We start from the raw sequence: 18,789 nt of genomic DNA, 5'->3' as shown, positions 1-18,789 counted from the left end.
CGCTGTGTCAGTGCACCGGGCCGCCGCACCGTCCCGGCGAGAGAGTCCTGGCCGAGGTGCCCGGGCAGCACTGTCAAAAAATTCTCGGCGCAAGGGGGGCAGAGGGTTTGACGAATTACGCCAGCTTCTTGGCCGTTGGAGCGATCAAGGGTTTTGGAGCGGTTCGTAGTACAGGCAGATTGGGAGCCGCGCTGCCTTCAATGGCCTTGAGGAAGGAGCGCACCAGCAGACTTTCGCTGCGCTCCTTCATGCAATAGACATAGGTGGTGGTGCTGGCCGGGTCGCCTGCAATGCGCACGGGCCGAAAGCGCGGGTCGGCAATGAATTCGGCTTCGGACACTGCGCCGATGCCCAGGCCGCGTGCCACGGCCTCGCGTATGGCTTCGCGGCTGCCGATCTCCAGCTGGGTGCGGGGCTTCACGCCGGCCGTCTGCAGCGCTTTTTCGATGGCTGTGCGTGTGGTCGAGCCTTGCTCGCGCAGCAAGAGCGGCAGGCCGTGCAGCTCGCCCAGTTCGACCTGCTCGCGCCTTGCCAGTGGATGGTCGATATGGACAAACAGGATGATGGCGTGACGCGCATATTCGCGCACCAGCAGTTCGGGCCTGTCATACAGACCGGCCAGCACCGCCACATCGGTGGTGTAGTTCTCCAGATCGTGCAGCACCTGCTGCGAGTTGCCCATGCGTATCGACAGCTTCATGCCGGGATGGCGGGCGCTGTAGGCCGCCACCATCTCAATCACATGGAAGGGCCCCACGGCGCCGATCTTGAGTTCGCCCTGGTTGAGCTGGCCCGAGTCGCGCAGAAAGAATTCTGTTTCAGCCTCCAGTGCCAGCAGCTTCTGCGCCAGCGTCATGAGCTTGTGGCCGGCGCCGGTGAGCGTCATGCGATAGCCCTGGCGATGGAAGAGCTCGATCTGGCTTTGACGCTCCAGCGTGGCGATCTGGCTGGAGACCGTGGGCTGGCTCAGGCCAAGGGCGCGGGCGGCCGCGCTCAGGCTGCCTTGCTGGGCCACGGCGATAAAGGCTCGGTAGCGGGCGGTGCTCATGCAGGTTTCATCTCAAGGTTTGATCTATGGAAGCTGTCAAAACTGATTCTGAAACCTTCACATGACAGTCATATGTCGTCCCTAATATTTGCGTCAACGCACTGCAGTGACGGTGCGATGGCGGCAACCCAGCCGCACTCTACAGACGCACTTGCAAAGGATGAAATCCATGACGATGACCCGCAAAACCTGGCTGAAAGCCGCAGCCGCCAGCCTGACGCTTGCCGCCACCACCGGCGTCATGGCGCAGCAGCCCACCGAGCTGCGCGTGGGCCTGATCCCTTCCGAGGACGCCCAGGCCATGATGCGCGCCAGCCAGCAGGTGATGGACCAGCTGGCCGCCAAGACCGGACTGAAGATCAAGCCTTTTGTGGCCAATGACTACAACGGCGTGATCGAGGCCATGCGCTCGGGCAAGATCGACGTGGCCTATTTCGGACCCTTCTCCTATGTGCTGGCCAGCCAGCTGGCGAATGCCGAGGCCTTCGCCATTCCCGTGGCCAAGAAGTCCGGCAAGAGCTCGTACAACAGCATCATCATCAGCAAGAAGGACAAGGGCCTGAGCACTGTGCCCCAGCTGCAGGGCAAGACCTTTGCCTTTGTCGATCCCAGCTCGGCATCGGGCCATCTGTTTCCCAAGGCCGGCCTCAAGGGCGAGGGCATCGATACCGACAAGTATTTCTCCCGCGTGATCTTCTCGGGCTCGCACGACGCCAGCATCATGGCCGTGGCCAACGGCAAGGTGGATGCGGCGGCCGTGGCCGATCCCATCTTCCAGACGGCCGTCGCCAAGGGCCATGTGAAGGCAGAGGACTTCCAGGTCATCTGGCGCTCCAAGGACATCCCCGAGTCGCCCATGGCCTGGCGCAAGAATCTGGACGAAGCCACCAAGAAGAAAGTGGCTGCGGCTCTGGCCGAGATCAAGGGACTGCCCTGGGGCGACCGTGGCGAGCTCAATGGTTTTGCGCCCACCAACGATCAGGCCTATGACGTGGTGCGCCAGACCGCCAAGGCGCTGAACCTGGACCTCGGGAAGATGAAATGATCAGCATCCGCAATCTGCGCAAAAGCTATGGCAGCAACCATGTGCTGCACGGCATCGACATGGATGTGAAGGCCGGCGAGTTCGTGGTGATGCTGGGCCTGTCGGGTGCCGGCAAGTCCACCTTGCTGCGCTGCATGAACGGGTTGAACCAGCCCGACAGCGGCCAGCTGCAGGTGGGCGGCATTGACCTGATGCAGAGGCACTCGCGCCGTGAGCTGGCCCGCCATGTGGCCATGGTCTTCCAGCACCACAACCTGGTGCAGCGCCTGTCAGTGCGCAAGAACGTGCTCACGGGGCGGCTGGGCCAGGTCGGCACGCTGGCTTCGGTACTGCAGCTGTTCAAGCAAAGCGATATCGCACTGGCCGACTCGTGCTTGCAGCGCGTGGGCCTGGCCCACAAGGCCGATGAGCGCACCGAGGCACTCTCGGGCGGGCAGATGCAGCGCGTGGGCATTGCCCGTGCGTTGGCGCAGCAGCCGCAGGTGATTCTGGCCGACGAGCCCGTGGCCAGCCTGGACCCCAAGACCGCGCGCAGCGTGCTGCAGTATCTGCGCGATGCCACGCGCGAGTTGGGCATTGCCGTGGTCTGCAATCTGCACCAGGTCGATTACGCCCGGGAGTTTGGCGATCGCATCGTCGGCCTGTCGCAGGGGCGCATGGTGTTTGACGGCGTGCCGGCGATGCTGGACGAGGCCGCGCTCAACGCCATTTACAGCGGCGAGCCTCAGCCCGCCGGACATGCCGCAGGGCAGGGCGGTGCGCTGCATGTCAGCAGCACCGCAGCCGGCAACTGGCTGTCCGGGGCGATGTCGCCAGCGACGGCCGCAGGAGGTCTGCAATGAACAGCCAGAGCCTGAAGCAGCCAGACCGCTGGCAATGGACGGCCGCACGCCCGCAAGGCAAGGGCGGTTGGCTCGGTTATGCCGCGCTGGCCCTGGTCATCGGCTGGGTGCTGCACTGGAGCGCTGCGGGCGCGCAGATGAGCTGGAGCGAGCTGGCAGGCGGCATGCCGCAGATTGGCGACTTTCTCTCGCGCTCGGTTCCGCCGGACTGGAGCATGCTGCCGCGCCTGTGGGCACCGGCGCTGGAGACGATACAGATCGCCATCTGGGGCACTTTGCTCAGCGTGATCCTGGCGCTGCCGCTGTCCTTTGTGGCGGCCGGCAATCTGCACGGCTGGCATTGGCTGCGCCGCATCACGCGCCAGTTTCTCAATGTGATCCGCAGCATCAACGAGCTGATTCTGGCGCTGGTGTTTGTCTCGGCCGTGGGCCTGGGCCCCTTCCCCGGCGTGCTGGCCCTGGCCCTGCACGGCATGGGCATGCTGGCCAAGTTCTTTGCCGAGGCGATCGAGGAGATCGACGATGGCCCGCTGCAGGCCCTGCGCAGCGCCGGTGCCAGCCAGCTGCAGATCATCGCCTTTGGCGTGGTGCCGCAGGTCATCACCGCCTGGATTGCCGTGGTGCTCTACCGCTTCGAGGTCAATCTGCGTTCGGCCACCGTGCTGGGCATGGTGGGTGCGGGCGGGCTGGGCTTCGAGCTGGTCAGCAGCCTCAAGCTGTTCCGCTACCAGGAAACCGCGACCTGCATCATCGTCATCACGGTGATGGTGATTGCCGCCGACATGGCATCCAACTGGCTGCGCAGCCGCATACAGCAGGGCGCTCGCCACTGATCCCACTGCGGTGCAGGTGTGCGCCGCAGTGCTTGAAACATCAAAAATATGAGCTATCAACGCTTGTTACATAAGCGTCAAGGGTTGATTTCGCTCAAAAACGTCAAAAGGCTTTCTCGTGTGGACCTATCACAACCCCGTGCATATCAGCGTGGGTCGCAACAGTCTCGATCAACTACCGGCCTTGCTGGCCGGGCGCAACTGCCTGCTGGTCACTTTTCCCGAGGCCGAAAGCCTGGGCCTGGTGCAGCGCATGCGCCAGCTGCTGGGTGCGCAGCTGCGCGGCGTGATCGACAGCATTGCCCCCAATCCCGACGTGCAGTGGCTGGCGCCGCTGTACGAGCAGGTGCAGCGTAACCATGCCGAGGTGCCCGTGATCGTGGCCCTGGGGGGCGGCAGCGCCATCGACTCGGCCAAGGCCTTGATCTGCCACACGCCTGGAGGCCGGTTTGCCGACCTGCTGGCGCTGCTCAAGCGGGGCGGCCAGTTGGGGCAGGGAGGGCACAAGGCCTTGATCGCCATCCCCACCACGGCCGGAACAGGCAGCGAAGTCACGCCCTGGGCCACGATCTGGGATCAGGCCGCCGGCCAGAAGTATTCGCTGCACCAGTCCTGCACCTGGCCCGAGGCCGCGGTGATCGACGCCGAGCTGATGACCAGCCTGCCGGCAGGCGCCACGCTGGCCTCGGGGCTGGATGCGCTGTCGCATGCGCTGGAATCCATCTGGAATGTGAACCGCAACCCGGTCTCCATGGCTCTGGCCGTGCAGTCGGCCCGCCGAACCCTGGCCACGCTGCCCGCGCTGATGCAGGATCTGGGCAGCGCGCAGCTGCGCAGCGAGATGGCCGAGGCAGCGCTGATGGCCGGCCTGGCTTTCTCCAACACCAAGACCGCGCTCGCGCATTCGCTGTCCTACGACATCACGCTGCAGCATGGCGTGCCGCACGGTCTGGCCTGCTCGTTCAGCCTGCCCCTGGTGCTGGAGATGGCACTGGGCGCAGACGCGGCGGCCGATGCGGCCTTGCTCTCCATCTTCGATGCCAGCACGCCTGCCGCAGCCATCGAGCGTCTGCGCAGCATTCTGCAAGGGCTGGGCGTTGCCACCGATCCGGCCCACTATGGCGTGCCGCCCGAGGCCTGGAGCGCCATGGTGCAAAAAGCCGCCAGCGGCCCGCGCGGCCGTAACTTCATTCGCTCTCTGAGCTGAGTCCCGGAGCCCGAACAGGTTCCCGCTTTCCATCCCGTTGAAGCCACCACTGAAAACCATGAACTCCATCGCTCAAGCTGAAACTCTGGTGCTGTCCCAGCCCAACGCCGACCTGTCACCGCTGCAAGCCGTCATCTTTGACTGGGCCGGCACGCTGGTGGACTTTGGCTCGCTCGCGCCCACGCAGATTTTTGTCGAAGCCTTTGCCAGCTTCGGCATCAGCATCACCCTGGTGCAGGCACGCGGCCCCATGGGCCTGTCCAAATGGGACCATATCCACCAGCTGCTGCAGGATGAAAGCATTGCTGCGCAGTGGCAGACCGCTTTTGGCCGGACGCCGACCCATGAGGATGTGGATGCCATCTACGCGCGCTTCATGCCTTTGCAGATTGCCAAGGTGGGCGAATTCTCGGCCCCCATCGCGGGCGCGGTGCAGACGCTGCAATGGCTGCGCGACCATGGTCTCAAGGTCGGCTCCTGCTCGGGCTACCCGCGCGAGGTGCTCAACCAGTTGCTGCCGCAGGCCGAGGGCGCAGGCCTCAAGCCCGACTATGTGGTGGCGGGCGACGAGCTGGAGGCCGGCGGCCGTCCCGGCCCCTTCATGGCACTGGCCAATGTGCTGGCGCTGGGCATTGGCGATGTGCGTGCCTGCGTGAAGGTCGACGACACCGTGCCCGGCATCGAGGAAGGTCTGCGCGCAGGCATGTGGACCGTGGGCCTGAGCCTGTCGGGCAACGAGGTCGGCTATAGCGTGGAGGAGTTTGCCAGGGCGCCCGAGCAAGAGGTCGAGGCCCGTGTCGCCGTGGCCGAAGCCAAGCTCAAAAAGGCCGGAGCCCATTACGTGGTGCGCAGCGTGGCCGATCTGCCGGCCGTGCTGGCGCAGATCGCGGCCGAGATGCGTGCCGGAAAAATGCCGTTCTAGGACGCGATTCGGGCGCTCGCAGACCCGGCTGCGAGCCGGCCCTGAACAGCCAAGCCCCAGGCCTGACGGCCCGGGGCTTTTTTTCTGCGGTTTGGGCTCAGCCTGCGGGCGTCTGTGCCTCGGGGTCGAGCTGCTCGTGATGCTCGATGACCTTGCGCATCAGCTGTGTGAAGAGCTCGCGCTCGGTCTCGCTCAGCGGATCCAGCATCTGCTGCTGGGCTTGCAGCACGGAGGGGCCGGCATCGGCCAGCAGGGCCTGGCCCTCTGGCGTCAGGGACAGCAGACGCACGCGGCGATCCTTGGCCGTGTGCTGGCGCAACAGCAGACCGCGTGCTTCCAGGCGGTCGATCACGCCGCCGATGGTGGATTTGTCAAAGCCCACTTCCATGCTCAGCGTGCGCTGGTCTATGCCCGGCAGATGCACCAGTTTCTGCAGCACGGCAAATTGCAGCGGCGTCACGCCCCAGGCTTCCGTGGCCTGGCTGAAAACGGCCACGGCCACCTGCTGCAGGCGACGTATGCCGTGGCCGGGAAAGGTTTCCACCTCCAGGCGTGGAAAGAAGGGGTGGCTGCTGGCGCTGTCTGAGGCAGCGTTTGGCAGTGCAGAGTTAATCATGGTTTTCCCTAGGTAGGGTTGGCATTTCAAGGCTCGAATAATACGATGCATGCATTTGGTATGCATACATACTATTTGTGTGCGGACTGATTGGGCAGACACTGGCGTCTGCGTACTTGAAGAACTTGAGGCCTCCATGCAGTTTCATTTGAACGGTTTTCGTCCCGGCAACCCCTTGATCGCTCCGGCTTCGCCGCTGGCTCCTGCCCATACCGAGGCCGTGCCCTCGCAGGTCGACGTGCTGATCGTGGGCTGTGGCCCTGCCGGCCTGACGCTGGCCGCGCAGCTGGCGGCCTTTGCGGACATCCGCACCTGCATCGTGGAGCAAAAGGAAGCCGCCATGGAGCTGGGCCAGGCCGACGGCATTGCCTGCCGCACCATGGAGATGTTCGAGGCCTTCGAGTTTGCCGACTCCATCCTCAAGGAGGCCTGCTGGATCAACGACGTCACTTTCTGGAAGCCCGACCCCGGCCAGCCCGGCCGGATCGCCCGCCATGGCCGCGTGCAGGATACGGAAGACGGTCTGTCCGAGTTCCCTCACGTCATCCTGAACCAGGCGCGCGTGCACGACCACTATCTGGAGCGCATGCGCAATTCGCCCAGTCGCCTGGAGCCGCACTATGCTCGCCGCGTGCTGGACGTGAAGATCGACCACAGCGCAGCGGACTATCCGGTTACCGTGACGCTGGAGCGCTGCGACGCCGCCCATGCCGGTCAGATCGAAACCGTGCAGGCCCGCTATGTGGTGGGCTGCGACGGCGCGCGCAGCAATGTGCGCCGGGCCATCGGCCGCCAGCTGGTCGGCGATTCGGCCAATCAGGCCTGGGGCGTGATGGATGTGCTGGCCGTGACGGACTTCCCCGATGTGCGCTACAAGGTGGCCATTCAGTCCGAGCAGGGCAATGTGCTCATCATCCCGCGCGAAGGCGGTCACCTGGTGCGCTTTTATGTGGAGATGGACAAGCTGGATGCCGACGAGCGTGTGGCCAGCCGCAACATCACGGTGGAGCAGCTGATAGCAACCGCCCAGCGCGTGCTTCATCCCTACAAGCTTGACGTCAAGAATGTGCCCTGGTGGTCGGTGTACGAGATCGGCCAGCGCATCTGTGCCAAATATGACGATGTGGCCGATGCCGTGGCCACGCCGGACTCGCCCCTGCCGCGCGTCTTCATCGCCGGCGATGCCTGCCACACCCACAGCCCCAAGGCCGGCCAGGGCATGAATTTCTCCATGCAGGACAGCTTCAACCTGGGCTGGAAGCTGGCCGCCGTGCTGCGCAAGCAATGTGCGCCCGAGTTGCTGCATACCTATTCGTCAGAGCGCCAGGTCGTTGCCCAGCAACTGATCGACTTTGACCGCGAATGGGCCAAGATGTTCAGCGACCCGGCCAAGGAAGGCGGCCAGGGCGGTGTGGACCCCAAGGAGTTCCAGAAGTATTTCGAACAGCATGGCCGCTTCACCGCCGGCGTCGGCACGCACTATGCGCCCTCGCTGCTGACGGGGCAGGCCACGCATCAGGCGCTGGCCAGCGGCTTCACCGTGGGCATGCGTTTCCATTCCGCGCCGGTGGTGCGTGTCTCCGACGCCAAGCCCGTGCAGCTGGGCCACTGCGGCAAGGCCGATGGCCGCTGGCGCCTGTATGCGTTCGCCGGCCAGAACGACCTGGCGCAGCCCGAGTCCGGCCTGCTGGCGCTGTGCCGCTTCCTGGAGGGTGATGCGGCATCGCCGCTGCGCCGTTTCACGCCGGCCGGCCAGGATATCGACAGCATCTTCGATCTGCGTGTCATCTTCCCGCAGGCCTATACCGAGGTGGCGCTGGAGACATTGCCGGCCCTGTTGCTGCCGTCCAAGGGCCAGCTGGGAATGATCGACTATGAAAAAGTGTTCAGTCCGGATCTGAAGAATGCCGGCCAGGACATCTTCGAGCTGCGTGGCATCGACCGCCAGCAGGGCGCTCTGGTGGTGGTGCGTCCCGACCAGTATGTGGCCCAGGTTCTGCCCCTGGGCGATCACGCTGCACTGAGCGCCTATTTCGAGTCTTTCATGCGGGCCTGAGAGCCCCGGCCAAGGACTGCTGAGCAGCATCAACGCCTGCAAGGTGTTTCAGGGAGGGCATGGCCCTCCCTTTTTTGCGTCCCGGGCAGAGCGAGTGAGCGTTGCTTGCTACGATGTTTGCCTGTGCTGAAGAGGAGAAGACATGCTGTTGATCGTGGGTACGGTGCATTTGCCATCCGAAAACCTGGCCCTTGCCCGACCCGCCATGCGTGCCATGGTGGAGGCCTCGCGCGCCGAGCCGGGCTGTCTTGAGTACGGCTATGCCGAGGATGTGCTGGTGCCGGGGCTGATCCATGTGAAGGAGCTGTGGGAGGATCAGGCGGCGCTGGATGCACATTTCGCATCGGCGCATATCCAGGCCTGGCGCGCCGCCTGGCCGGAGCTGGGAATCGGGCAGCGGGACCTGCGGCTCTACGAGGTGCAGGCGTCACGCGCCACCTGAACTGTCGGCAGAGGCTTGCATGAAGAGGCTTGGCGTGAGCGCGCCTAGTTTGAAGTCTGCTGCAGCCTGATGATGTCTACCGATATTTCCACTGCCGTCACGGCGCAACGGTTTTCCAGCCAGTGCGTTGTGTTCCTGTCTTCGGGCCAGCCCACGCCCGGGCCGTAGTCGGTGGCCACGCCATCTCTGTGGTCGGTGATGCAGCCTTCGAGGATATAGACCATGCCGGGTCGGTCCCTGTGGTCGTGAAGCGGGCCGAACACGCCGCCCGGCGCCATGGTCACCAGGCGCATGCGAAGCTGTCGCCCCGACATGCCTTCGATCTCGGGGCCCAGGTCGAGCGTGGCCAGCATTTGCACGGCCACCCCCCTGGTTTGGGGGACTTGCTGTTGCTTGGACATTCTTTGCTCCTTCGCGCCTCTCCACGGCCGTTGAAGCGAACCTGTCTTCGCTCAGGCCGGTTGCCAAAAGTGTGATCTCTTGCGGGCGCACAGGAAAGCCAAACCCATGTCATTGGCGTGGCGCCCGGCTGCGCAAGCTGTCCCGGACAGGCTGTCCCGGACAGAGCGGATCTTGTCCCCGGGGCTGTCTCTGCCGGGCGATTCCCCGACAATGCGCGAATGACTTCCCAAGAACAACCGCGCAACCCGCTGCATGGGCTGACGCTTGAGCGCATCGTTACCGATCTGGTGGATTACTACGGCTGGCGTGAGCTGGGGCGCCGCGTGCCCGTGCGCTGCTTCAATCTGGATCCCAGCATCTCTTCGAGCCTGAAATTTTTGCGCAAGACGCCCTGGGCGCGCGAACAGGTGGAGCAGCTGTATGTGCAGACCCAGCGTGCCGATGAGCGCGAGCAGCAGCGGCGCGCGAGGAGAACCGAGCGGTCCGAGGACTGATCCGGCGCCGGACCGCATCAAGGAGAAACCGCCGTCAGGCGGTTTTCTTGCTTGTGGATACACCCAGCTGTGCTGGTGGCAGGTGAAAAAATGATTCTGCGAGAATTTGTCGTTCCCGCTTCGCTTGTGCTCATGTCAGACACCACATTCTTCACAGCCAGCCAGTACGAAAACATTTGCAACGGCTTGCCGGATCCGACCTTCATCCTGACGGAGTCGGGGCGTTACGCGGCAGTCCTGGGCGGCAAGGACCAGCGCTACTACCATGACGGAACGTCCCTGGTCGGCCAATCCATCGTCGATGTGCTGGCTCCCGTCAAGGCTCAGTGGTTCATACAGCAGATTCAGGAGGCGCTGAGCAGCCAGAAGATGCAGGTCGTGGAGTATGAGCTGAGTGCGCACGATGTGCTGGGTCTGCCCCTGGAAGGACCTGCCGAGGCGATCTGGTTTGAAGGTCGCGTCAGTGCCTTGGGAGAGCTGTTCTGGGGCGAGAGAGCCGTGGTCTGGGTGGCCAGCAACATCACGGCCAGCAAGCGCATGCAGCAGCAGTTGCAGGAGCAGGCCTTGAATGATGAGTTGACGGGTCTGTGCAATCGCCGGGGTTTCATGCGCGAGCTGGCTCAAGCCTATGCGGCCCATAGGCTGCAGGGGCGGCCAGCTTGGCTCATGAGCTTTGATGTAGACCACTTCAAAGCCATCAATGATGGTCTGGGACATCCTGCAGGTGACCAGGCATTGCGCGATCTGGCTGCTGCCGTGCGCTGGTTGCTGGCTCCCGAGGATGTGTTCTGTCGCCTGGGCGGCGACGAGTTTGCCATTCTGTGCTGCGATCGCCATATTGCCCAGGTTTCCGGCTTGGCGCGGGAGCTGTTGGAGGCCGGACAGCAGGCGCTGCAGCGGTATGCCACGGGAAGCTCCGTGCCTGCATTAAGCGTCGGGATTGCGCATTTCATGCCGACCGACAGCAGCCTAGAGGACATCATGCGCCGCGCCGATCAAGCCTTGTACAGCGCCAAGCTGCAGGGCGGGCACCGGGCGGTCGTGGCGGATCGGGGCCAGGCGGACCACTGCATTGCTTGAGGTGTGACAGCTGCGGCCAGCCCCCTTGGGTGCCCGAACCAGGCCCGAAGAATCAGGCGCCCAGTTGCTGCGCATGGTGGCGCAGATGATCGTCGACAAAGCTCTGGATGAAATAGTAGCCATGGTCGTAGCCCGCATGCCGGCGCAGCGTGAGCGGCTGGTCGGCCTTCGCGCAGGCGGCTTCGAAGGCTTCGGGCAGCAATTGCTTTTCGATCAGGAACTTGTCGGCCAGACCCTGGTCGATGAGGATGCCTGCCGGGTAGGGGGCAGAGGCTTGCGTGCTCATCAGCTCGCTGGCGTCATGCCTGGCCCATTCGGCCTTGTCTTCGCCCAGATAGCCGCTGAAAGCCTTGTGGCCCCAAGGGCAGTTGAGCGGGTTGGCAATCGGTGCAAAGGCCGAGACCGACTTGAACCGGCCGGGGTGGCGCAGCGCCAGGGTCAGCGCGCCGTGGCCGCCCATGCTGTGGCCGAAGATGCCCAGACGCTGCAGGTCCACGGGCAGCTTGCTGCCGACCAGGGGCAGCAGGTCATTGAGGATGTAGCTTTCCATGCGCCAGTGCAGCGCCCAGGGCCTGGTGGTCGCGTCCAGGTAAAAACCGGCGCCCACGCCGAAGTCCCAGCTGTCGGCCTCGCCCGCCAGACCCGCGCCGCGCGGGCTGGTATCGGGGCAGATCAGGGCGATATTGAGTTCGGAGGCTAGGCGCTGGGCTCCGGCCTTGATCATGAAGGTTTCTTCGGTACAGGTCAGGCCGGCCAGATAGAGCAGGGCCGGCACCTTCTCGCCCATCACGGCCTTGGGCGGCAGATAGACCGAGAACTTCATGGCGAGGCCGATCTCGGAACTATGGTGTTCGTAATAGCGCTGGGCGCCGCCAAAGCAGGCGTGGGCGTTTTTGAGTTCCATGGCAGTCACTCCTAAAAGAAAAGCTGCTTGCGCTCGTTAATCAAGCGTTTGCAGCTGTTTTATATCTAAATATGAATCAAAGCATGCGCAAGCAGCTATGAAATTAAAAGCGCAGGACGAGGCATCAAAAACTGGCACAGCCCTGGTCAGAGATGCCGAGCAAGAGCCGCCTCGCGGCGGGGGGCGCTCAGCCGAAGGCATCGTCCCCCTCCCATAGCGCGCAGCGCTTAGAGAGAGGGGCGCCCGGCCAGGGGGAAGGCGCGGGGCCGCCCAGGCGAAGCGCCTCGGGGGTTACGAAGCGTCAGCGTAGTTGACGACCGAGCGGATCGACTTGCCCTCGTGCATCAGCTCGAAGGCTTCGTTGATGTGCTTCAGGCCCATGGTGTGGGTGACGAAGGGTTCGAGCTGAATCTTGCCGGCCATGGCGTCTTCCACCATGCCGGGCAGCTCGCTGCGGCCCTTGACGCCGCCAAAGGCCGTACCCAGCCACTTGCGGCCGGTCACCAGCTGGAAGGGGCGGGTCTTGATCTCCTGGCCGGCACCGGCCACGCCGATGATGACCGACTGGCCCCAGCCGCGATGGGCGCATTCCAGTGCCGCGCGCATCACCTCCACATTGCCGATGCATTCGAAGCTGTGATCCACGCCCCAGCCCGTCATCTCGACGATCACTTGCTGGATGGGCTTGTCGAAGTCCTTGGGATTCACGCAGTCGGTGGCGCCGAAGGTCCTGGCCAGGTCGAACTTGCCGGGGTTGGTGTCGACGGCGATGATGCGGCCGGCCTTGGCCAGCTTGGCACCCTGGATCACGGCCAGGCCGATGCCGCCCAGGCCGAACACGGCCACGGTGTCGCCCTCCTGCACCTTGGCGGTGTTCTTGACCGCGCCCAGACCGGTGGTCACGCCGCAGCCCAGCAGGCAGACCTGCTCGGGGTTGGCATCGGGGTTGACCTTGGCCAGCGAGACGGCGGCAACCACGGTGTATTCGCTGAAGGTCGAGCAGCCCATGTAGTGATAGATGGGCTCGCCGTTGTAGCTGAAGCGTGTCGTGCCGTCGGGCATCACGCCCTTGCCCTGGGTGGCGCGCACGGCCACGCACAGATTGGTCTTGCCGCTCTTGCAGAACAGGCATTCGCCGCATTCGGCGGTGTACAGCGGAATCACATGGTCGCCGGGCTGGACGCTGGTCACGCCTTCGCCCACTTCCACCACGATGCCCGCGCCTTCGTGGCCCAGCACGGCGGGGAAGATGCCTTCGGGGTCGTCACCGCTCAGTGTGAAGGCGTCGGTGTGACAGACGCCGGTATGGGTGATCTTGACCAGCACCTCGCCAGCCTTGGGCGGCGCGACGTCGATCTCGACGATTTGCAGGGGTTCTCCGGCTTTGAAGGCTACGGCGGCGCGGGATTTCATGGGCAGGTCTTTCTTGGAAGGCTGAGGATGCGGTGGCTGCCTGAGGCTGGGTCTGGGCCTGGCCGGGCGCACCGGGTGTGAAGTGTGAATGTAGGCGATCCCGCCGCCCTGTGGAAATTCATGGCCGCAGATGGCGGCTCTTTGGCCGAATGTCAGGGGCTGATGGCGCACGAGGCAGGGCAGTGCGGCCCGCCAGGAGTTTGCTAGGGCTCACAAGTGGTCAAGCTCAAGCGGCTTTCTTGTCGCGGTGCCTCTTCGACCACTCTATGCGGCCACATGATGGCTTGAAGAAAGAGCGAATTTCGCCCTGTCACGAGCTGTTTCCAGCGAGGCTCCATCCACCCCGTTTCCCGGGCAAGAGCGGCTTGCTCACTTATTCCTCGCGGAAATCTGTTGATGAAATTTAGTCGATTGTGCAAATGAATGCTGCCTCACAGAATTTGTTGCAGCAGTCCTTTGCGATTGCCTCATCGAAGCAGCGGCAATCTGGTGTTTGAGCGCTGTGCGCATGGTGCGGCGATCGCACTGTTTCGCGAGGGACGCGGCTTCCACATCACTTGGAGACAACATGAAAAGAGCTTTGTTTCTGGCCTGCACGCTTGTGGCGAGCGCAAGTGCCTGGGCCGAGGCGGACTATCCCACAAAGCCCGTCGATTGGGCTCTTGAATCAAAAGCGTGAACATGTAGATGTAATCACGCCTGTAAGGAAGGGCCATAGGGCCGCTTCCCGAGGCTTTAGCCGGCGTCCGGCAGCTCCAGCAATACGCCGCTGCCGTCGCCAATGGCCACCACATCGCAGTTGTGGCCGGGACCGCCGCGATCCACAACGATGAAACGTGCAGAGGACTCTAGGGCGATCAGAGAGTGATGCCAAACGCCGCGGTGGTAGTTCACCCCCTGGCGGCCATTGGTCACGAAGGCCTGCAGGTTGCAGGGTTGCACACTATCGCCCGCAGCCGCAACAACGACGATGAAAGGGGTCTCCTGCAAGGGGACGAAGGCCTGGCTGCCCAGCGGGTGGCGCTCCATCTCCTCCAGCCGCAGCGGCAGTTCGTAAGGCAGAGCGTGGAACAGGTTGATCAGCGCATGGCCTTCGGCGCCCCCTGTGTCCACATGCGCCAGTGCGTGGTAGCGCTCGGTCATGCCATGGTTGATCTGTATGGGGGTATGTCCCGCACTTTCGATCACGTCACCAAAGCGGGCAAAGGCTTCGGCAGTCAGGGGCTGAATGCTAAGGCGGTGGAGGACAGGGGCGCCGCCGGAGGTGGGCGTGGTTGCCAGGACAGTGGTCATAAAAGGTCGTTGTTTGATTTGGTCTAACTGGTAATACCAGTATGTTTTGCCTCGGCGGCTTTGTCAAATCGCAATTCGAAAGATTGGCTAGGGTAATTGCGAGTGCGTAATGTCTTGATCTTGATTATGGTTGCGGTCGTTAATTCATACCGGTAATACCAGTTACGAAAACCACCGCCAACAAGGATCCAAGATGTCATCCCTTTCCTCCACCCCTGACGCCGCTGCGCCGGCGGCAACGCTGGCCGGCGAAACCGCCGCAGAAGCCGCGGTCTACCGCAAGGTCGCCTGGCGCCTGCTGCCCTTCATCATGGCCTGCTACGTGGCGGCCTACCTGGACCGTGTCAACGTGGGCTTTGCCAAGCTGCACATGCTGGCGGACCTGCAGTTCAGCGAGGCCATGTACGGCCTCGGTGCAGGATTGTTCTTCATCGGCTACTTCTTCTTCGAAGTGCCGAGCAACATGCTCATGCACCGCATAGGCGCCAAGGCCACAATTGCCCGCATCATGATCATGTGGAGCCTGATCTCGGCAGCCATGATGTTCGTGACCACGCCCACGCAGTTCTATGTGCTGCGCTTTCTGTTGGGCGCGGCCGAGGCGGGCTTCTACCCCGGCATGATCCTGTACATGACCTACTGGTTTCCGTCGTACCGACGCGCACGCATGGTGGCGCTGTTCATGTGCGCAATCCCGGTCTCGGGCATCCTGGGCGGGCCGCTGTCGGGCGGCATCATGGAGCTGATGCAGGGTGTGGCTGGTCTGCGCGGCTGGCAGTGGCTGTTCCTGATCGAGGCCGTTCCCTCGCTGTTGCTCGGCCTGGCCGTGCTCTGGTATCTGGACAACAACATCCGCAGCGCGAACTGGCTCAGTGAATCGGAGAAGACGCTGCTCGAGCGCAACATCGCCCGCGAGAACGCCAGCAAGGCCGACAGCCACATGACGCTGCGCGCGCTGTTCGCCGATCCGCGCATCATCAAGATGGCCATGATCTGCTTTTGCACGGTGATGGGCCAGTACGGCCTGACCTTCTGGCTGCCCTCGCTGATCCGCCAGTCGGGCGTGGAAGGTGCTTTCCAGATCGGCCTGCTGACGGCCGTACCGTTCTCGGTGGCCGTAGTGTCCATGAACCTGGTCAGCCGCAGCTCGGACCGCATGCGCGAGCGCCGCTGGCATCTGATCGTGCCGTTCTGCGTGGGTGCGCTGGGGCTGATGCTGTCAGCCGTTTTCAGCGGCAATGTCTATCTGTCCCTAGCGGCGCTGGCGCTGGCTGCGGGCGGCAGCCTTGCAACTTCGCCGCTGTTCTGGAGCCTGCCCACGGCCATCCTGTCCAGCGCAGGGGCGGCAGCAGGTATTGCGCTGATCAACTCCTTCGCCAATCTGGCTGGCTTCATCAGCCCTTACATGATTGGCCTGATCAAGGATGCGACCCAGAGCACCAATGCGGCCATGTTCGTGCTGGCTGGCGTGCTGCTGTTCGGCGCCTTTCTGACCTATACCGTGCCGGCTAAGCTGGTCAACAAATAGCCTCGCATCGCGGCAGGCACCGCCCGGAAGCACTGCCGTAGTGTGGTCTGGAGCGGTGTCAGGGGCGGTGTTCGAGGCGGGATGTGCTGCGCAGTCGTTAAGATGGCGCGCAACCCCTTTTTGCGATGAACGATTACCTCCGAATGGAACCCTCTGTCTCCTCCAATGTCGCCGTTGCCAGCCAGGCCGCCCGCTTGATCCGGGACTGGATCGAAGCCGGCACCTATCCGGTAGGCTCGCTTCTACCCTCGCAGCGCGATCTATCGGAACAGCTGGGCATCAGCCGGACGTCATTGCGCGAGGCCTTGTCGACGCTTCAGGGGCTGGGGCTGGTCGTAGCGAGGCCCGGCAAGGGCATGTATGTGACCGAGGCACCCGAGGCGCCAGCCAGCGAGGCCTGGCGCTTTGCCGATTCGCATGCGCTCACCGATGTCTATCAGTTGCGCTTCGCGTTGGAAGGATTTGCGGCGCGCCTTGCGGCCCTGGTGGTGCAGCCTGAAGACCTGACGTTGCTGCAGGCCAATCTGCAGGGCATGCAGCAATGCATAGATGCCTCGGACTTCCTGCAGGCCAGCCACCTGGATTTCGATTTCCACATGCAGATCGCCACCATCTCGGGCAATCACGCGATTGCAGACGTGCTGCGCGGCAGCGGCGAAGTCATGCAAGAGAGCCAGCGCCTTCCGTTCTACAAGCGTGGTGCGCGCCATGCAACCTGCGAGGAGCATGCGGCCATCATCGACGGTCTGGCCCAGGGCCGGCCGGAGCTGGCACAGCAGGCCATGGCAGCGCACATCGTGCAGGCTGCCCAGCGCGCTGGCGTGCACTTTCCAACCGGTCTGTAGTCAAAGAAAGCTGGCTGGAGCTGCGTAGACTGCCACGTGCAGCCGCAGGAGCGACTGCTTGCTCGGGGTAGGCGCTGGTTTCCCGTTTCAAAGGACGGATTTTCTGCGCAAAAACAGGCGCTCATCGTTTGTGCTGAGGCGCGAGCACATTACCAGTGCGAGGCGGCTGTAGCGACGGGTTCGGTCCCCCCGCAGCCTGAACTCCTCCAGCGCGCCATTAGACTTGCACTATTGCCCAAGAACGCAGTTGGGCACTTCCCGACAGGCCAGACGCTAGAAACACCAGCGATGAAAACTGACTCGCATACCTATGAGCCCCGCAAAGGGCACGGACTGCCGCATGATCCCTTCAACGCCATCGTCGGCCCGCGACCCATAGGATGGATTTCGAGCAGGAGCGCGAGCGGGCAGGTCAATCTGGCACCCTACAGCTTCTTTAACGCCTTCAACTACATCCCCCCCATCATCGGATTTTCCAGCATCGGCTGGAAAGATACGGTGCGCAATATCCAGGAAACGGGCGAGTTCGCGTGGAATCTGGCCACGCGTGAGCTGGCCGATGCCATGAACCAGACCTGTGCCGCCGTACCTGCGGAGGTGAATGAGTTCGAGCTGGCAGGGCTGGAAGCCGCGGATTCGGAACTGATACGGGTGCCCAGAGTCGCACAGAGCCCGGTGAGCTTCGAATGCCGATTGACCGACATCCACCAGTTGCGTACCGCGAGCCACGAGTCGATTCCATCCTGGCTCGTGCTTGGGGAGGTGGTAAAGGTCTACATTGACCGTCGGCTGCTCAAGGACGGTGTGTTTGAGACGGCCAGTGCCGGGGTGATTCTGCGCGCGGGGGGGCCCGCAGACTATTTCTCGATTGGCGATGAGCAGAAGTTCCGCATGCATCGTCCCTAGTAGCCTGGCCGCGCAGAGAGCACCGGCGAGCCTAGCGTCTCCAGCTCAATCCTCATTCGGTATCAGCGTCCCCCATACCGGCAGATGTGCGCCTGGTGGTGCCGGGCCGTCATAGGCCGGCTGCACCTCAATGGCGGGCTTGCCCTCCTGGCAATCGATGAACCCCCATTGACTGGGGCGGTAGCGCGCCTCGGGGCCGTCGGGGGCTCCGACCAGAAACTCGGCCTGAATGTCGTAGTCGATCAAGGGCACATGCAGGCTGGCGACATCGCCCTTGCGGCATTCCAGATAGGCGCGCTTCGGGTCGATCACCCAGGCGCCATAACCCGGCTTCGCATCGGGATCGAAGTGGAACACCGGGCCGAGTCGCTGGTCGCGGGCCAGCTCCACCGTGTGGTTGCCGATGGCGCTGACCCAGGCACCTGCGATCTGCACCGGCTGCGTAAAGCGCGCCGCACTCAGGCCTCGCAGACCAAGCGGTCGCTGGCGCTCGCCGTTGTCAAAGGCGTCGTAGCGGTTGATCAGCGTGCCCTGGGGGAATAGCTGCTCTCCATACCGGAAGTCCTCGGGCAGCACAAAGCGCTGTCGGCTTTCGCGATAGTGGGCTCGCAGCGTCACGGCCTCTTCAATCTGCACCAGCTTGCGCGCCAGCACCAGGCCCCATACATCGCCGGCCAGGGCCAATATCGCCACCACCACGACGGGCCAGTGCCAGAACGGCGGGCGCTCGGAGGCGGGTGCGTGCCTATGGCGCAGCCACCAGAACAGCCCGAGCAGCAGCAGCCACAGGCTCAGGCCGGCTGCCACCAGGGGGGCGAGCAGCAGCAACAGCATGGGCAGGGTAAAAAGAGGTCCGGGAATCATGGGCGGAAAAAGGGACAGAAGCCCCGGACTTTAGCAGTGGATGCGACTG

At 63.5% G+C, this 18,789-nt stretch carries 19 protein-coding genes; 12 read left to right on the top strand and 7 right to left on the bottom strand.

Going from position 1 to position 18,789, the window contains the following annotated elements; all coding sequences use genetic code 11:
* Positions 1 to 115 precede the first annotated feature (115 nt).
* Positions 116 to 1,048 carry a LysR substrate-binding domain-containing protein gene (locus CTR2_RS19795; RefSeq protein WP_087081653.1) on the bottom strand — a complete coding sequence of 311 codons (933 nt, stop codon included), beginning with the start codon at positions 1,046 to 1,048 and terminating at the stop codon, positions 116 to 118.
* 169 nt (positions 1,049 to 1,217) lie between these two features.
* On the opposite strand from CTR2_RS19795, the gene phnD reads away from it, so the two are divergent.
* The 5 genes from phnD (at position 1,218) to phnX (ending at position 5,897) form a co-directional block, all read left to right on the top strand.
* A complete protein-coding gene (gene phnD / locus CTR2_RS19790; protein WP_087081655.1) occupies positions 1,218 to 2,093 on the top strand; it encodes a phosphonate ABC transporter substrate-binding protein in 876 nt (291 codons plus the stop codon).
* On the top strand, positions 2,090 to 2,935 hold the full coding sequence (gene phnC, locus CTR2_RS19785) for a phosphonate ABC transporter ATP-binding protein (RefSeq protein WP_087081657.1): 846 nt from the start codon (positions 2,090 to 2,092) through the stop codon (positions 2,933 to 2,935). The genes phnD and phnC overlap by 4 nt, the downstream gene beginning before the upstream one ends.
* A complete protein-coding gene (phnE, locus tag CTR2_RS19780; RefSeq protein WP_087081659.1) occupies positions 2,932 to 3,768 on the top strand; it encodes a phosphonate ABC transporter, permease protein PhnE in 837 nt (278 codons plus the stop codon). The genes phnC and phnE overlap by 4 nt, the downstream gene beginning before the upstream one ends.
* A 118-nt stretch (positions 3,769 to 3,886) precedes the next feature.
* Positions 3,887 to 4,975 (top strand): iron-containing alcohol dehydrogenase PsrA, encoded by a 1,089-nt coding sequence (gene psrA / locus CTR2_RS19775; protein ID WP_087081661.1) that lies wholly within the window; start codon positions 3,887 to 3,889, stop codon positions 4,973 to 4,975.
* Positions 4,976 to 5,033: 58 nt separating this feature from the next.
* Entirely contained in the window at positions 5,034 to 5,897 is an 864-nt protein-coding gene (gene phnX / locus CTR2_RS19770; protein ID WP_087081663.1) for a phosphonoacetaldehyde hydrolase, read from the top strand.
* A gap of 97 nt (positions 5,898 to 5,994) precedes the next feature.
* Here the strand turns inward: phnX and CTR2_RS19765 are convergent, their stop codons facing one another.
* Positions 5,995 to 6,513 (bottom strand): MarR family winged helix-turn-helix transcriptional regulator, encoded by a 519-nt coding sequence (locus CTR2_RS19765; RefSeq protein ID WP_087081665.1) that lies wholly within the window; start codon positions 6,511 to 6,513, stop codon positions 5,995 to 5,997.
* Between the two features lie 136 nt (positions 6,514 to 6,649).
* On the opposite strand from CTR2_RS19765, the gene CTR2_RS19760 reads away from it, so the two are divergent.
* Both CTR2_RS19760 and CTR2_RS19755 read left to right on the top strand, forming a co-directional pair.
* The gene (locus CTR2_RS19760) at positions 6,650 to 8,569 is read left to right on the top strand and encodes an FAD-binding monooxygenase (protein ID WP_087081667.1); all 1,920 of its coding nucleotides are present in this window, start codon (positions 6,650 to 6,652) and stop codon (positions 8,567 to 8,569) included.
* A 142-nt stretch (positions 8,570 to 8,711) separates the two neighbouring features.
* A complete protein-coding gene (locus CTR2_RS19755) occupies positions 8,712 to 9,011 on the top strand; it encodes a putative quinol monooxygenase (protein ID WP_087081669.1) in 300 nt (99 codons plus the stop codon).
* 44 nt (positions 9,012 to 9,055) lie between these two features.
* Here the strand turns inward: CTR2_RS19755 and CTR2_RS19750 are convergent, their stop codons facing one another.
* The gene (locus tag CTR2_RS19750) at positions 9,056 to 9,412 is read right to left on the bottom strand and encodes a cupin domain-containing protein (RefSeq protein WP_087081671.1); all 357 of its coding nucleotides are present in this window, start codon (positions 9,410 to 9,412) and stop codon (positions 9,056 to 9,058) included.
* A gap of 219 nt (positions 9,413 to 9,631) precedes the next feature.
* Here CTR2_RS19750 and CTR2_RS19745 point away from each other — a divergent pair, with 219 nt between their 5' ends.
* On the top strand, positions 9,632 to 9,907 hold the full coding sequence (locus CTR2_RS19745; RefSeq protein ID WP_003074820.1) for a VF530 family protein: 276 nt from the start codon (positions 9,632 to 9,634) through the stop codon (positions 9,905 to 9,907).
* 90 nt (positions 9,908 to 9,997) lie between these two features.
* Positions 9,998 to 10,987, top strand: a complete 990-nt coding sequence (locus CTR2_RS19740) for a GGDEF domain-containing protein (protein ID WP_149356524.1) — start codon at positions 9,998 to 10,000, stop codon at positions 10,985 to 10,987.
* A gap of 52 nt (positions 10,988 to 11,039) precedes the next feature.
* On the opposite strand, the gene fghA is transcribed toward CTR2_RS19740, so the two are convergent.
* The 3 genes from fghA to CTR2_RS19725 all read right to left on the bottom strand — a co-directional run bounded on the left by fghA (position 11,040) and on the right by CTR2_RS19725 (position 14,597).
* On the bottom strand, positions 11,040 to 11,891 hold the full coding sequence (fghA, locus tag CTR2_RS19735) for an S-formylglutathione hydrolase (protein WP_087081673.1): 852 nt from the start codon (positions 11,889 to 11,891) through the stop codon (positions 11,040 to 11,042).
* Positions 11,892 to 12,182: 291 nt separating this feature from the next.
* Complete coding sequence (locus CTR2_RS19730) at positions 12,183 to 13,304, bottom strand: S-(hydroxymethyl)glutathione dehydrogenase/class III alcohol dehydrogenase (protein WP_087084503.1); 1,122 nt, start codon at positions 13,302 to 13,304, stop codon at positions 12,183 to 12,185.
* Between the two features lie 735 nt (positions 13,305 to 14,039).
* Positions 14,040 to 14,597: an ureidoglycolate lyase gene (locus CTR2_RS19725; RefSeq protein ID WP_087081675.1), complete on the bottom strand. Its 558-nt coding sequence runs from the start codon at positions 14,595 to 14,597 to the stop codon at positions 14,040 to 14,042.
* Positions 14,598 to 14,790: 193 nt separating this feature from the next.
* Here CTR2_RS19725 and CTR2_RS19720 point away from each other — a divergent pair, with 193 nt between their 5' ends.
* From CTR2_RS19720 to CTR2_RS19710, 3 genes are all read left to right on the top strand, one after another.
* Positions 14,791 to 16,125, top strand: a complete 1,335-nt coding sequence (locus CTR2_RS19720; RefSeq protein WP_087081677.1) for an MFS transporter — start codon at positions 14,791 to 14,793, stop codon at positions 16,123 to 16,125.
* A 125-nt stretch (positions 16,126 to 16,250) separates the two neighbouring features.
* Complete coding sequence (locus tag CTR2_RS19715) at positions 16,251 to 16,970, top strand: FadR/GntR family transcriptional regulator (RefSeq protein ID WP_087081679.1); 720 nt, start codon at positions 16,251 to 16,253, stop codon at positions 16,968 to 16,970.
* A gap of 288 nt (positions 16,971 to 17,258) precedes the next feature.
* A complete protein-coding gene (locus tag CTR2_RS19710; RefSeq protein WP_087081683.1) occupies positions 17,259 to 17,876 on the top strand; it encodes a flavin reductase family protein in 618 nt (205 codons plus the stop codon).
* 45 nt (positions 17,877 to 17,921) lie between these two features.
* Here the strand turns inward: CTR2_RS19710 and CTR2_RS19705 are convergent, their stop codons facing one another.
* Entirely contained in the window at positions 17,922 to 18,740 is an 819-nt protein-coding gene (locus CTR2_RS19705; protein ID WP_254913244.1) for a hypothetical protein, read from the bottom strand.
* Positions 18,741 to 18,789 lie beyond the last annotated feature (49 nt).

It is taken from the genome of Comamonas thiooxydans (assembly GCF_002157685.2).
GTDB classification, from domain to species: Bacteria; Pseudomonadota; Gammaproteobacteria; order Burkholderiales; family Burkholderiaceae_C; genus Comamonas; species Comamonas testosteroni_H.
Note: the sequence above shows the minus strand (reverse complement) of the source record. Positions and strands in the feature narration are given on the sequence as shown.